At 71.1% G+C, this 13950-nt stretch carries 11 protein-coding genes; 7 read left to right on the top strand and 4 right to left on the bottom strand.

Annotated features, from left to right (window positions below; translation table 11 throughout):
- On the top strand, positions 1-3496 hold a 3496-nt coding region (locus IE321_RS22685), incomplete at its 5' end, for a multifunctional oxoglutarate decarboxylase/oxoglutarate dehydrogenase thiamine pyrophosphate-binding subunit/dihydrolipoyllysine-residue succinyltransferase subunit (RefSeq protein WP_190224309.1).
- Between the two features lie 83 nt (positions 3497-3579).
- Entirely contained in the window at positions 3580-3765 is a 186-nt protein-coding gene (locus IE321_RS22680; RefSeq protein ID WP_043224942.1) for a DUF6104 family protein, read from the top strand.
- A gap of 154 nt (positions 3766-3919) precedes the next feature.
- Here the strand turns inward: IE321_RS22680 and IE321_RS22675 are convergent, their stop codons facing one another.
- Positions 3920-4735, bottom strand: coding sequence for a hypothetical protein (locus IE321_RS22675; RefSeq protein WP_190224308.1), 816 nt, complete (start codon positions 4733-4735; stop codon positions 3920-3922).
- 188 nt (positions 4736-4923) lie between these two features.
- On the opposite strand from IE321_RS22675, the gene IE321_RS22670 reads away from it, so the two are divergent.
- The gene (locus tag IE321_RS22670; RefSeq protein ID WP_190224307.1) at positions 4924-5835 is read left to right on the top strand and encodes a DUF4097 family beta strand repeat-containing protein; all 912 of its coding nucleotides are present in this window, start codon (positions 4924-4926) and stop codon (positions 5833-5835) included.
- 1 nt (position 5836) lies between these two features.
- Positions 5837-6799 (top strand): PadR family transcriptional regulator, encoded by a 963-nt coding sequence (locus IE321_RS22665; RefSeq protein WP_190224306.1) that lies wholly within the window; start codon positions 5837-5839, stop codon positions 6797-6799.
- A 19-nt stretch (positions 6800-6818) separates the two neighbouring features.
- Here the strand turns inward: IE321_RS22665 and IE321_RS22660 are convergent, their stop codons facing one another.
- From IE321_RS22660 to IE321_RS22650, 3 genes are all read right to left on the bottom strand, one after another.
- A complete protein-coding gene (locus tag IE321_RS22660; RefSeq protein ID WP_372470204.1) occupies positions 6819-8231 on the bottom strand; it encodes a cellulase family glycosylhydrolase in 1413 nt (470 codons plus the stop codon).
- Positions 8232-8316: 85 nt separating this feature from the next.
- Positions 8317-9282, bottom strand: a complete 966-nt coding sequence (locus tag IE321_RS22655; protein WP_043224948.1) for a zinc-binding dehydrogenase — start codon at positions 9280-9282, stop codon at positions 8317-8319.
- Between the two features lie 182 nt (positions 9283-9464).
- Complete coding sequence (locus IE321_RS22650) at positions 9465-10676, bottom strand: NAD(P)-dependent malic enzyme (protein ID WP_190224305.1); 1212 nt, start codon at positions 10674-10676, stop codon at positions 9465-9467.
- A 548-nt stretch (positions 10677-11224) separates the two neighbouring features.
- On the opposite strand from IE321_RS22650, the gene IE321_RS22645 reads away from it, so the two are divergent.
- Genes IE321_RS22645 through IE321_RS22635 form a run of 3 tightly spaced genes read left to right on the top strand, consistent with a single transcriptional unit; the run spans position 11225 to position 13940 of the window.
- Complete coding sequence (locus IE321_RS22645) at positions 11225-12184, top strand: ABC transporter substrate-binding protein (RefSeq protein ID WP_043224951.1); 960 nt, start codon at positions 11225-11227, stop codon at positions 12182-12184.
- 41 nt (positions 12185-12225) lie between these two features.
- Positions 12226-13176, top strand: a complete 951-nt coding sequence (locus tag IE321_RS22640) for an amino acid ABC transporter permease (protein WP_043224953.1) — start codon at positions 12226-12228, stop codon at positions 13174-13176.
- On the top strand, positions 13173-13940 hold the full coding sequence (locus tag IE321_RS22635) for an amino acid ABC transporter ATP-binding protein (RefSeq protein ID WP_043224955.1): 768 nt from the start codon (positions 13173-13175) through the stop codon (positions 13938-13940). The genes IE321_RS22640 and IE321_RS22635 overlap by 4 nt, the downstream gene beginning before the upstream one ends.
- The last annotated feature ends 10 nt before the right edge of the window (positions 13941-13950 follow it).

Below are 13950 nucleotides of genomic sequence, written 5' to 3'. Positions count from 1 at the left end.
GGCCGCTCCGGCCGCCGTGAAGCCGGCCCGGGCCGCCGCCGCTCCGGCGCCCGCCAAGTCCGGTGCAGGCACCGGCTCCACTGGAGCGGCTGGCGCCGCGCCCGCTGCTGCGGCCGCCGAGGCACCCGCCGGCCCCGAGCTGATCACGCTCCGCGGCCCGGCCGCCGCCGTCGCGAAGAACATGAACGCCTCGCTGGAGGTGCCGACGGCCACGTCCGTCCGCGCCGTCCCGGTGAAGCTGCTCTTCGACAACCGGATCGTCATCAACAACCACCTGAAGCGCGCCCGGGGCGGGAAGATCTCCTTCACCCACCTCATCGGCTACGCCATGGTGCAGGCGATCAAGGCCATGCCGTCGATGAACTACTCCTTCGCGGAGAAGGACGGCAAGCCGACCCTGGTCAAGCCGGAGCACGTGAACTTCGGCCTCGCCATCGACCTGGTGAAGCCCAACGGCGACCGCCAGCTCGTCGTCGCGGGCATCAAGAAGGCCGAGACGCTCAACTTCTTCGAGTTCTGGCAGGCGTACGAGGACATCGTCAAGCGCGCCCGCGTGGGCAAGCTGACGATGGAGGACTTCACCGGCGTCACGGTCTCCCTGACCAACCCCGGCGGCCTCGGCACCGTCCACTCCGTCCCGCGCCTGATGCCCGGACAGTCGGTCATCATGGGCGTCGGCTCGATGGACTACCCGGCGGAGTTCCAGGGCACCTCCCAGGACACCCTGAACAAGCTCGGCATCTCCAAGGTCATGACGCTGACGTCGACCTACGACCACCGGGTCATCCAGGGCGCCGCCTCCGGCGAGTTCCTGCGCGTCGTCGCCAACTTCCTCCTCGGCGAGCAGGGCTTCTACGACGACGTCTTCCAGTCGCTGCGGATCCCCTACGAGCCGGTCCGCTGGCTCAAGGACATCGACGCCTCGCACGACGACGACGTCACCAAGGCCGCCCGCGTCTTCGAGCTGATCCACTCCTACCGGGTCCGCGGCCACGTCATGGCCGACACCGACCCGCTGGAGTACAAGCAGCGCAAGCACCCCGACCTGGACATCACCGAGCACGGCCTCACCCTGTGGGACCTGGAGCGGGAGTTCGCGGTCGGCGGCTTCGCCGGCAAGTCGATGATGAAGCTCCGCGACATCCTCGGCGTGCTGCGCGACTCGTACTGCCGCACCACCGGCATCGAGTTCATGCACATCCAGGACCCGAAGCAGCGCAAGTGGATCCAGGACCGCGTCGAGCGTCCCCACGCGCGCGTGGAGCGCGAGGAGCAGCTCCGCATCCTCCGCCGGCTGAACGCGGCCGAGGCGTTCGAGACCTTCCTGCAGACGAAGTACGTCGGCCAGAAGCGCTTCTCCCTGGAGGGCGGCGAGTCCGTCATCCCGCTGCTCGACGCGGTCATCGACTCCGCCGCCGAGTCCCGCCTGGACGAGGTCGTCATCGGCATGGCCCACCGCGGCCGGCTCAACGTCCTCGCGAACATCGTGGGCAAGTCGTACGCGCAGATCTTCCGCGAGTTCGAGGGCAACCTCGACCCGAAGTCGATGCACGGCTCCGGCGACGTCAAGTACCACCTGGGCGCCGAGGGCACCTTCACCGGTCTCGACGGCGAGGAGATCAAGGTCTCCCTCGCCGCGAACCCCTCCCACCTGGAGGCGGTCGACCCGGTCCTGGAGGGCATCGTCCGCGCCAAGCAGGACGTCATCAACAAGGGCGGCACGGACTTCACCGTCCTGCCCGTCGCCCTCCACGGCGACGCGGCCTTCGCGGGCCAGGGCGTGGTGGCCGAGACCCTGAACATGTCGCAGCTGCGCGGTTACCGCACCGGCGGCACGGTCCACATCGTCATCAACAACCAGGTCGGCTTCACGGCGGCTCCCGAGTCGTCCCGCTCCTCCATGTACGCCACCGACGTGGCCCGCATGATCGAGGCGCCGATCTTCCACGTGAACGGCGACGACCCGGAGGCCGTGGTCCGCGTCGCGCGGCTCGCCTTCGAGTTCCGCCAGACGTTCAACAAGGACGTCGTGATCGACCTCATCTGCTACCGCCGCCGCGGTCACAACGAGGGCGACAACCCGTCGTTCACCAACCCGCAGATGTACAACCTGATCGACAAGAAGCGCTCGGTGCGCAAGCTCTACACCGAGTCCCTCATCGGTCGCGGCGACATCACCCTCGAAGAGGCGGAGCAGTCGCTCCAGGACTTCCAGGGACAGCTGGAGAAGGTGTTCGCGGAGGTCCGCGAGGCCACCGCCGCCCCGGCGGCGACGACGGTCCCGGACGCCCAGGCGGAGTTCCCGGTCGCCGTCACCACCGCGGTCTCCCAGGAGGTCGTGAAGCGGATCGCCGAGTCGCAGGTCAGCATCCCGGAGCGGATCACGGTCCACTCCCGCCTGATGCCGCAGATGCAGCGCCGCGCCGCCTCCATCGACGACGGCACCATCGACTGGGGCTTCGGCGAGACCCTTGCCCTCGGCTCCCTGCTGATGGAGGGCACCCCGGTCCGCCTGTCGGGCCAGGACTCCCGCCGCGGCACCTTCGGCCAGCGCCACGCGGTCCTGGTCGACCAGGAGACCGGCGAGGACTACACCCCGCTGCTCTACCTGACCGAGGACCAGGCCCACTACAACGTCTACGACTCGCTGCTCAGCGAGTACGCGGCGATGGGCTTCGAGTACGGCTACTCGCTGGCCCGCCCGGACTCCCTGGTCATCTGGGAGGCCCAGTTCGGTGACTTCGTCAACGGCGCGCAGACCGTCGTCGACGAGTTCATCTCCTCGGCCGAGCAGAAGTGGGGCCAGACCTCCGGCGTCACCCTGCTCCTGCCGCACGGCTACGAGGGCCAGGGCCCGGACCACTCGTCCGCTCGCCCGGAGCGCTTCCTCCAGATGTGCGCCCAGGACAACATGACGGTCGCCATGCCGACGCTGCCGTCGAACTACTTCCACCTGCTGCGCTGGCAGGTCCACAACCCGCACCACAAGCCGCTCATCGTCTTCACCCCGAAGTCGATGCTGCGCCTGAAGGCCGCGGCGTCCAAGGTGGAGGAGTTCACCAGCGGCGGCTTCCGCCCGGTCATCGGCGACGAGACGGTCAACCCGGCCGACGTCCGCAAGGTCGTCTTCTGCGCCGGCAAGGTCTACTACGACCTGGAGGCCGAGCGGCAGAAGCGCGGCGACACGGAGACCGCGATCATCCGTCTGGAGCGCCTGTACCCGCTGCCGGGTGCCGAGCTCCAGGCCGAGATCGCCAAGTACCCGAACGCCGCGAAGTACATCTGGGCGCAGGAGGAGCCGGCGAACCAGGGTGCGTGGCCGTTCATCGCGCTCAACCTGATCGACCACCTCGACCTGGCGGTCGGCGCGGACATCCCGGCGGGCGAGCGCCTGCGCCGGATCTCCCGTCCGCACTCCTCGTCCCCGGCGGTCGGCTCGGCCAAGCGTCACCAGGCGGAGCAGCAGCAGCTGGTCAACGAGGTCTTCGACGCCTGACGTCGGCACCTCGTGCGGAGGCCCGGCACCCCTGGTGGGGTGCCGGGCCTCCGGCCTGTCCGGGCGGGCCTATCCTGGACGGCATGTACTTCACGGACCGTGGCATCGAGGAACTGGAGAAGCGGCGCGGCGAGGAGGAGGTCACCTTCGAGTGGCTCGCCGAGCAGCTGCGGACCTTCGTCGATCTCAACCCCGACTTCGAGGTGCCGGTCGAGCGCCTCGCGACCTGGCTGGCCCGCCTCGACGACGAGGACGACGACGACGCGTAGCCGTCACCGCGCGACGCCCCCTTCCGTACGGCCGTACGGGAGGGGGCGTCGTCGCGTCCGGGGTACGGCCCCGGGGGGTGCGGGCGGTATGGCTCCGGTGCGGGGCCGCGGGGTCCGGCACCGGGCTACGGCTCCGGTGCGGGGCCCGGTGTCGTCAGTGGGCGCGGAGGCGGTCGTAGACGAGGCCGGTGGCGCCGTGGGCGACCAGGAGGGCGCCCGCGGCGGTCCAGCCGCCGCTGCGGCGGCCGAGGCCCCACAGGAGCAGCGGGAGGCCCGCGGCGAGCTGGGCGACGCCCAGGGCGCGTGCCTTGGGGCCGCGGACGTACGGGCCGAGGGGGCCCTCCTCCACGACGTCGAGCTCGGCGCGGACGGCGTCCCTCCAGCCGGGCCATTCGAGCTGCTCGGCGCCGGCCGCGAGCGCGGCCTCGCGGAGCCGGTCGGGGCGCTCGCCGGGGTCGATGCCGGTGGGCAGGGCGAGGCCGACCCGGGCGAGGACGGCGACGAGGCCGAGGAGGCGGGTGCGGGAGTCCGCCTCGGGGTCGGGCAGGGTCAGCGGCTCCAGGGCCTGGACGTCGAGGACGGGGTCGAGGGCGAGCCGTTCGGCGAGGGTCCGCATGGCCTCGTCCTCGCCGGCCGGGGTGCCGTCCGCGAGCCAGGTGTAGCCGACGGTGCGGCGGAAGCCGGCGGCGAGGGTGAGTCCGGCGCGGTCCCCGTCCCACCAGAGGGCGAGGACGGGCCAGCCGGCGGCGGAGACGGCGAGGGCGGTGGCCCAGCCGGTGACGACCCGCTCGACCGGCTCCTCGCCGCCCTGCCACGGCTTCCCCTCCGGTACGAGGACGCTCCAGTCGGCTCCGGCGGGGGCGAGGAGCAGCGGCTCCCGCAGGAGCTGGGCGGGCGGCCGGACCGTCGGGGGGTCGGCTCGGCACAGCAGCAGCGCCCCGGCGGGGCTCGGTCCGGATGTCGCGTTCATGGGCCCTACGCTAGGCCAGTTTGTCCGTGTACGGCGGTGATTGCACCGACCCTGTCAGGGTTCAATCAGGGTTGACTCCACCACACCGCGATATATCGTGAATCTCGAAGTCGCGACAGGGTGTCGCGATGTGTTGCGTCGCCGGGCGTCGCTCGACGAGAGCTTCGAGGAAACGGGAGGTCAGCACCATGACCGAGTGGTCCGTCACCGAGCCGGTGAAACTCGCGCCCGCCGACCCCGTGACACGGCTGCGCGTCCGCGTCGTGGGCGGCGCGGTGAACGTGGTGGGCACCGAGGAGAGCACGGCACGGGTGGAGATCGCGGAGATCGAGGGCCCGCCCCTGATCGTCACCCAGGAGGGCTCCACGCTGACCGTCACCTATGAGGACCTGCACTGGAAGGGTCTCCTCAAGTGGATCGACACCAGGTCCCACAAGCGGCGCGCGGTGGTGTCGGTCGCCGTCCCGGCCGGTGCCGAGGTCGAGGTGGGGGCGGTCACGGCGGACACGGTGGTCTCCGGCCTGCGGGGCCGCACCGAGGTGCGCGGGGTGACCGGCTCCACGACGCTGCTCGGGCTCTCCGGCCCGGTCCGCGCCGAGAGCGTCTCGGGCGCCCTGGAGGCCCAGTCGGTGACGGGCGCGCTGCGGGTCGTCTCGGTGACCGGTGACGTGACCGTGATCGAGGGCTCCGGCTCGGCGGTCCGCGCGGAGACCGTCAGCGGGGACATGGTGCTGGACCTGGACCCGGCTCCGGCCGGGGCGCCGCCGGCCGACATCCGGCTCACCAGCGTCTCCGGCGAGGTCGCCATCCGGCTGCCGCACCCGGCGGACGCCCGGGTCGAGGCGAGCACCACGAGCGGCGCGGTGTCGAACGCCTTCGAGGACCTGAGGGTGGGCGGCGAGTGGGGTGCCAAGTCCATCACCGGAACCCTCGGCGAGGGCAGCGGCACGCTCAGGGCGACCACGGTCTCCGGCTCGATCGCGCTCCTCCGCCGCCCCGACTCCGCCGACGCGCCCGACGCCCCTGAGGACCCCGGCGGCCCCGGGGCCGCCGGAGCCTCCGCCGATCCCTCCGCCCCCGCGCCCGGAAAGGTGCTCTGACATGTCCCCCGTCTTCGCCCACGGCCGACTCCGTCTCTACCTCCTCAAGCTGCTCGACGAGGCCCCCCGCCACGGCTACGAGGTGATCAGGCTCCTGGAGGAGCGCTTCCAGGGCCTGTACGCCCCCTCCGCCGGCACGGTCTACCCGCGGCTGGCCAAGCTGGAGGCCGAGGGGCTCGTCACCCACACCAGCGAGGGCGGCCGGAAGGTCTACTCGATCACCGACGCGGGCCGTGCCGAGCTGGCCGGCCGGGACGCCGAGCTCGACGCCCTGGAGCGGGAGATCCGGGACTCCGTCTCGGAGCTGGCCGCCGAGATCCGCGAGGACGTGCGGGGCGCGGCCGGCCGGGTGCGCAGCGAGATGCGCGCGGCGGCGAGCCGGAGCCGGACGGCGGAGGGGGGCTCCTTCGCCGAGGTCAAGGAGGAGCTGCGCAAGGCCAAGCGGGAGTGGAAGGAGCAGGCCCGCCAGGCGAAGGAGGAGGCCCGTTCGGCGACGCTCCGGGCGAGCGAGTTCCAGCGGGTCGCCCAGCAGGTGCAGGACGAGGTCCAGAACCGCTTCGCCAAGGGCGACTGGCCGCAGGCCGTCCGGGAGAGCCTGTCGGGAATCACCGCCCAGCTGGGCGACCTCGTCTCGGGCCACCCCAAGGCCCGGTCCGGCGCGGCGGACACGCCGCCGGCGGACGCGACCCCCACGGACGCGACCCCGGCGAACGTGGCCCCGATGGACGTGACCCCGCCGGACGCGGCCGGGGAGGCCGGGCTCCCCTCGTGGGCGTGGGACGGGGCCGGGTCGGGCGACCCGGCCCGGGACCTGGACCGACTGCTCGACCGCTTCCGGGACGAGGTGCGGGACGCGGCCCGCGACCACGGGGTGACGGACGCCCAGCTCACGGAGGCCCGTCACCACCTGGCCGGGGCGGCCGGCCGCATCACCGGGATGCTCCGCCCCCGCGCGGAGTCCTGAGCGGAGGCCCGCCCCAGGGTCAGTGGGCCGCCGGACCGGTCCGGGTCACCGTCACGGTGACCCGGGCGTCGGGGAGGGCGAGGACGCGGGCCTTGCCGCGGGCCCGGTCGCGCAGGACGAGCGCGCCGCGGGCCGTGACCTTCCAGTCGCCGGGCGGCAGCGCCAGCTCGGTGACGCGGGAGCCGCGGCGGCCGGCGGCGTCGTACTCCAGGCGGTAGACCCCGGTGCCCGGCTCGTACGCCGCGGAGCGCACCCGCCCGGCGACGGCCTCCGCGTACGGTTCGGCGGTCAGCTCCTTGTTGGTGCGGAAGGCGCCGGTGCCGTCCACGGCGCAGTAGCCGCCGCCGTAGCACCACTCCCAGCCGGTCCAGCCGGAGCCGTAGCGGCCGAGGGAGGCCATGGCCTCGCGGTAGAAGCGGTTCATGTTCGGGAGGGAGTTGTTGAGCGGCCCCCACTCCCCCACCACCACGGGGACCTTGTACTCCTTGGGGTAGAGGGTGACCGCCGCCTCGTAGTTCTCGATCCAGCGGGCCGAGGGGTCGTAGTCCCCGCCCACCTCCATCGCGCTGTTGTAGAAGTGCGGGGCGTAGACGACCTTCGGGTCGTCGATCCTGCCCAGCCCGGTCGGCACCCCCTCGCCGACGATCGGGGTCGGCTCGACGAAGATCCAGGAGTCCCGGTCGACCGTCCGGATCTCGTCCGCGATCCGGTTGTACATCGGGGTGATCTGCTCGCGCTCGATGCGCCGGGCGGCGGTGGCGAGGTCCTCGCCCTCGCGCAGTTCGCCCATCGGCTCGTTGATGAGGTCGTAGCCGAGGAGGGCCGGGTGGTCCTCGAAGCGGTCGGCCAGCACCCGCCACATGCGGGCCTGGGCGCGCCGCAGGTCCTCGTCCTCGTAGAGGTGGGTGAAGGCGCGCTGGACGGCGGGCTCGAAGTACTCGGAGAACCAGTCGTCGGGGTGCGGGGTGAAGGGCAGGCCGTCGGTGCGGGTCGCCCAGGCGGGGATGCCCCGGTAGTCGAAGGCGGGGCCGAAGACGTCCTGGTGGGCGTCGAGGATGACCTTGACGTCGTGGGCGGCCGCCCAGTCCAGGACCCGTTCGATCTTGCGGAGGTAGTCCCGGCTGTACTGCCCGGGGCGGGGCTCCAGGTCGTCCCAGAAGACCAGGACCCGGGCGGTGTTGAAGCCCTTGGCGCGCATGTCCCGGAAGTGCTTCTCGGTGATCGAGGAGAGGGCGGCGTCGCCGGTGTGCGCCTTGTCGCCGACGTTCCAGCCGCGCAGCGTGAGGACGCGGCCCCGGGAGTCGGTGAGGGCGGGGATGCCGTCGCCGCCGGGGGCGGCGCCGGTGCGGGCCGCGGTGGCGGTGGCGGTGGGGGCGAGGGTGGCGAGCAGGGAGGCGGCGACGGCGGTCGCCACGAGGGTGGTGCGCGACAAGCGGGACACGGGGCCTCCGGCACGGGGAAGTGAGCGTTGTTCACGTTTCACGTGCCGGAGATCCCATCAGGTCGACCGACCCGTATCAAGAGGTCGTCAGCACGATCTTTCCGAAGAGGTCGCCGGCGGCCATCTTCTCGAAGCCCTCGCGGGCCCGGTCCAGCGGCAGCACCTCGTCGATCACCGGGCGGACCCCGGTGGCCGCGCAGAAGGAGAGCAGGTCCTCCAGCTCGTCCTTGGACCCCATGGTGGAGCCGACCACCTTCAGCTCCAGGAAGAAGATCCGGGTCAGTTCGGCGTGCGGGGGGCGGTCGCCGCTGGTGGCACCGGAGATGACCAGGGTGCCGCCGGGGCGCAGGGACTTGACCGAGTGCGACCAGGTGGCGGCGCCGACGGTCTCGATGACGGCGTCCACCCGGTGCGGCAGCCGCGCCCCGGGCTCGTACGCCTCGATCGCGCCGAGCTCCACGGCCCGCTTCCGCTTGGCCTCGTCCCTGCTGGTGGCGAAGACCCGCAGACCGGCCGCCTTGCCGAGGACGATCGCGGCGGTGGCGACACCGCCGCCCGCGCCCTGGACGAGGACCGAGTCGCCGGGGCGGACGCCGGCGTTGGTGAAGAGCATCCGGTAGGCGGTCAGCCAGGCGGTGGGGAGGCAGGCGGCCTCCTCGAAGGAGAGCTCCTTCGGCTTGGGCAGCACGTTCCAGCGGGGGACGGTGACGCGCTCGGCGAAGGTGCCCTGGTAGCGCTCGGTGAGGATCGAGCGGGGCTCGTCCGGCCCGACGCCGTGGCCGGTCTGGCCGATGACGGAGTGCAGGACGACCTCGTTGCCGTCCTCGTCGATCCCTGCGGCGTCGCAGCCGAGGATCATCGGCAGCTTCTCCTCGGGCAGTCCGACCCCGCGCAGCGACCACAGGTCGTGGTGGTTGAGCGAGGCGGCCTTGACGGTGACGGTGGTCCATCCGGGACGCGCGCCGGGCTCGGGGCGTTCGCCCAACTCAAGGCCGTTCAGCGGCTGGTCACGGTCGATTCGGGCGGCGTAGGCAGCGAACATGACGCCGACCCTAGGCGTCGACGGGGACCACGCGGAACCACACGCCGGTGTGACGCGCGTCCCCTCGGCGGCCCCCGGCCGGCCCGTCGCCCCGGCAGGCCACGGGCATGCGAAAGGGCCCCGTCCGGGTCCGATGCGGCGGACTCGGGCGGGGCCCTCCGGGGGCCTTCCGCGGACCGGGGTCAGCGGCGGGCGACGCCCTCGGCGCCCGCGGCGGCGGCGACCGCGGCCGCGACGGCCGGGGCGACCCGGTCGTCGAACGGCGACGGGATGACGCAGTCGGCGGCGAGCGCGTCACCGACGACACCGGCGATGGCGTCGGCGGCGGCGATCTTCATGCCCTCGGTGATCCGGGAGGCCCGGACCTGGAGCGCGCCGGCGAAGATGCCGGGGAACGCGAGGACGTTGTTGATCTGGTTCGGGTAGTCCGAACGGCCGGTGGCCACGACCGCCGCGTACTTGTGGGCGACGTCGGGGTGGACCTCGGGGTTCGGGTTGGCCATGGCGAAGACGAAGGCGTCCTTGGCCATGGAGGCGACGGCCGCCTCGGGGACCGTGCCGCCGGAGACGCCGATGAAGACGTCGGCGCCGGCGAGGGCGGTCTCCAGGGAGCCGGACAGGCCCGCCTTGTTGGTGAGCCCGGCGATCTCGCGCTTGACGTCCGTGAGGTCCTCGCGGTCGCTGCTGACGACACCCTTGCGGTCGGCGACGCAGACGTCGCCGATGCCGGCCTCCAGGAGGAACTTGGCGATGGCCACGCCGGCCGCGCCCGCGCCGGAGATGACGGCGCGCAGGTCGCCGAGGGTCCGGCCGGTCAGCTTCGCCGCGTTCCGCAGGGCGGCGAGGGTGACGATGGCGGTGCCGTGCTGGTCGTCGTGGAAGACCGGGATGTCGAGGCGCTCCTGGAGCTTGCGCTCGATCTCGAAGCACCGCGGCGCCGAGATGTCCTCCAGGTTCACGCCGCCGAAGGACGGGGCGAGCCGGACGACGGTCTCGACGATCTCGTCGGTGTCGGTGGTCGCGAGGGCGATCGGGACGGCGTCCACGCCGCCGAACTGCTTGAAGAGGATCGCCTTGCCCTCCATGACCGGGAGGGAGGCCTCCGGGCCGATGTCGCCGAGGCCGAGCACGGCGGTGCCGTCGGTGACGACGGCCACGACCTGGGACTTCCACGTGTAGTCGTGGACCAGCTCGGGATTCTCGGCGATCGCGGTGCACACCTTGGCGACGCCGGGGGTGTACGCGAGGGACAGGTCGTCCTTGTTGCGGACGGGGACGGTGGCCTGAATGGCCATCTTGCCGCCGCGGTGGAGGGCGAAAGCCGGGTCGAAGGGCTCCTCCGGAGCTCCTTCCGTGCCGCTCTCGCTCGGGGGATTGACGATCTCCGCTGCCATTGGGATGAGACCCCTTTATGTCTGTTGTCGAGGGTTGCCGCTCCTGGTGTGGAGCGGTGGGCGGGTCCCGCGGCCGCCGTGTCGGGCAGCCGCGCGGGCGCGCCGCACAACGCGCCCTGAGCCCCGGATGAGGGGTGTAAGGATCCTTCTTACCGGACAGACGGCACCGCAGACGAGTCCGTATCCACTCGGTGACGCGACTCATACCGAGTGCTTCCGGACGCGGACGGAGAACGACTCGTCACCCGTTATCAGGAAAGATGCCGCCAGCGCCCGTTTGGCTCTGTTCGTGCCGTCCGAATGGCGAGATCGGCCGCAGATTCTTCGGTGAACGGGTAGGCCTACGAAAGATGATCCGGCCCTGATGTACCGGCCTGTCGTGGTTCGGTCGTCACCCGTTACCCGATTTTGACATCCGTGGCCGTCGGTTTGAGGCGGTCCGAATGGCAAGATGCCGTAATCACACGAGGTCGCGACACTCGAAGACGCGTACGCGACCCATTGGCAACGCCTATGGCAACTCCCTCATACGCCGGAGGATCCCGACCATGACCGCACGCTCCACGCGCTGTACGACCGCTGCCAAGACCCGCACGTCCCGTCTTGCCGCGGTCGCCGCCATCGCGGTCGCCGGCTCCGTGCTGCTGACCGCCTGCGGTGACCAGACCGACAGCGGTTCCACCAAGGAGGGCGGCACCGCCGCCAACTCCGCCCCGCTCTTCTCCAAGCTGCCCGCCGACATCCAGAAGGCCGGCGTCATCAAGGTCGGCACGGACGCCTCGTACGCGCCGATGGAGTTCACCGAGAACGGCAAGATCGTCGGTGTCGACCCCGACGTCGCCGCCGCCCTCGCCAAGCAGCTCGGCGTGAAGCTCGAGTTCACCTCGGGCACCTTCGACGGCCTGATCACCGGCCTGGAGTCCGGGCGCCACAGCCTCGTCATGTCCTCGATGACGGACAACAAGAAGCGCCAGGAGGGCCTGGACGACGACGGGAAGAAGATCGGCAAGGGCGTCGACTTCGTCGACTACTTCTCCTCCGGCGTCTCCCTGCTGGTCAAGAAGGGCAACCCGCAGGGCATCAACTCCCTCGACGACCTGTGCGGCAAGACCGTCGCCGTCCAGCGCGGCACGATCTACGAGGACACCTTCAAGGCGCAGGCCACGAAGTGCGGAGCGAACAAGCTCACGATCCAGGCGTTCGACACCGACGCCGAGGCCCAGACCCGGGTGAAGGCCGGCGGCGCGGTCGCCGACCTGAACGACTACCCGGTCGCCGCGTACATCGCGAAGACCTCCGGCGGTGGCAACGACTTCGAGGTCGTCGGCAACCAGACCGACGTCGGCCTCATGGGCATCGCCGTCTCCAAGGACGACACCCAGCTGCGCGACGCCGTCAAGGAAGCGCTCGACGCGATCATCAAGGACGGCACCTACGCCGAGGCCCTGAAGAAGTGGGACGTCGAGGACAGCGCGGTCAAGTCGGCCACGATCAACGCCGGCAAGTGACCTGCCCGCTTCCCCCCTCGCACCACTGAAGGGCAGTCGTCATGACTGACAAGCTCAGCAAGGACCCGGCCCCCACGCCGTCCGGGTCCGGCTCCCCCGCCACGCCGTACGAGGCCATCAAAGCCGTGCCCGTACGCCACTACGGCCGCTGGATCAGCGCCGTGGTGGTCGTGGTCCTCCTCGGATGGCTCGTCTACGCCTTCTCCCAGGGCAACATCATCTGGGACACGGTGTGGGACAAGCTGTTCGACTCGTCGATCATCGACGGCCTGTGGAACACGATCATCATCAGCGTCGCCTCGATGGCGCTCGGCCTGGTGCTCGGCATCGTCTTCGCCGTCATGCGCCTGTCGAAGAACCCGGTCACGGGCGCGGTGGCGTGGCTCTACATCTGGTTCTTCCGCGGCACGCCGGTCTACGTCCAGCTGCTGGTCTGGTTCAACCTGTCGCTGATCTTCGAGTACATCAACCTCGGGCCGATCTACAAGAACGAGACCGTGGACGTCATGACGCCGTTCATGGTCGCCCTCCTCGGCCTCGGCCTGAACGAGGGCGCGTACATGGCGGAGATCGTCCGCGCCGGCATCCAGTCGGTCGACGAGGGCCAGACCGAGGCGGCGCACGCGCTCGGCATGTCCCAGACGAAGACCATGCGCCGGATCGTGCTGCCGCAGGCGATGCGGGTCATCGTGCCGCCGACGGGCAACGAGTTCATCAACATGCTGAAGACCTCGTCGCTGGTCTCGGCCGTGCAGTACACCGAACTGCTCCGCGCCTCCTCGAACATCGGCAGCACCTCCAGCGCCGTGATGGAGATGCTCTTCGTGGCCTCCATCTGGTACCTGGCGCTGACCAGCGTCTTCAGCGTCGGCCAGTACTACCTGGAGCGTCGTTTCGCCCGGGGTTCGCTCCGCAGCCTGCCGCCCACCCCGTGGCAGCGGGTCAAGACGAACCTCACCACCTTCAAGCGCTCCCCGGAGGCGACGCGATGACCGGTCAGCTGATGGTCAAGGCGGAGGGCGTCCACAAGTCCTACGGCCCCGCCCACATCCTCCGGGGCATCGACCTGGAGGTCCGCAGCGGGGAGGTGTTCTGCCTGGTCGGTCCGTCCGGCTCCGGCAAGTCGACCTTCCTGCGCTGCATCAACCACCTGGAGCGCATCGACGGCGGCCGGCTCTCGGTCGACGGGGAGCTCGTCGGCTACCGCCAGAAGGGCGACAAGCTGTACGAGCTGAAGGACAGCGAGGTCGCGGCCCAGCGCCGGGACATCGGCATGGTCTTCCAGCGCTTCAACCTGTTCCCCCACATGACGGCCCTGGCCAACGTGATGGAGGCACCCGTCCAGGTGAAGGGCGAGTCCAAGGCGGTCGCCCGGGAGCGGGCCGAACGCCTGCTCGACCGGGTGGGCCTCGGCGACAAGATGGGCAACTACCCGTCCCAGCTCTCCGGCGGCCAGCAGCAGCGCGTCGCCATCGCCCGCGCGCTGGCGATGGAGCCGAAGCTGATGCTCTTCGACGAGCCCACCTCGGCGCTCGACCCGGAGCTCGTCGGTGACGTCCTGGACGTCATGCGGGACCTGGCCGAGTCGGGCATGACGATGATCGTCGTCACCCACGAGATGGGCTTCGCCCGGGAGGTCGGCGACTCGCTGGTCTTCATGGACGGCGGCGTGGTGGTCGAGTCCGGCCACCCGCGGGAGGTCCTGGGCAACCCGCAGCACGACCGGACGAAGGCGTTCCTGTCCAAGGTGCTGTAAGGCGTACGGG

Origin of the sequence: Streptomyces hydrogenans (assembly GCF_014656075.1) — a bacterium.
Taxonomy (GTDB): domain Bacteria; phylum Actinomycetota; class Actinomycetes; order Streptomycetales; family Streptomycetaceae; genus Streptomyces; species Streptomyces hydrogenans.
Note: the sequence above shows the minus strand (reverse complement) of the source record. Positions and strands in the feature narration are given on the sequence as shown.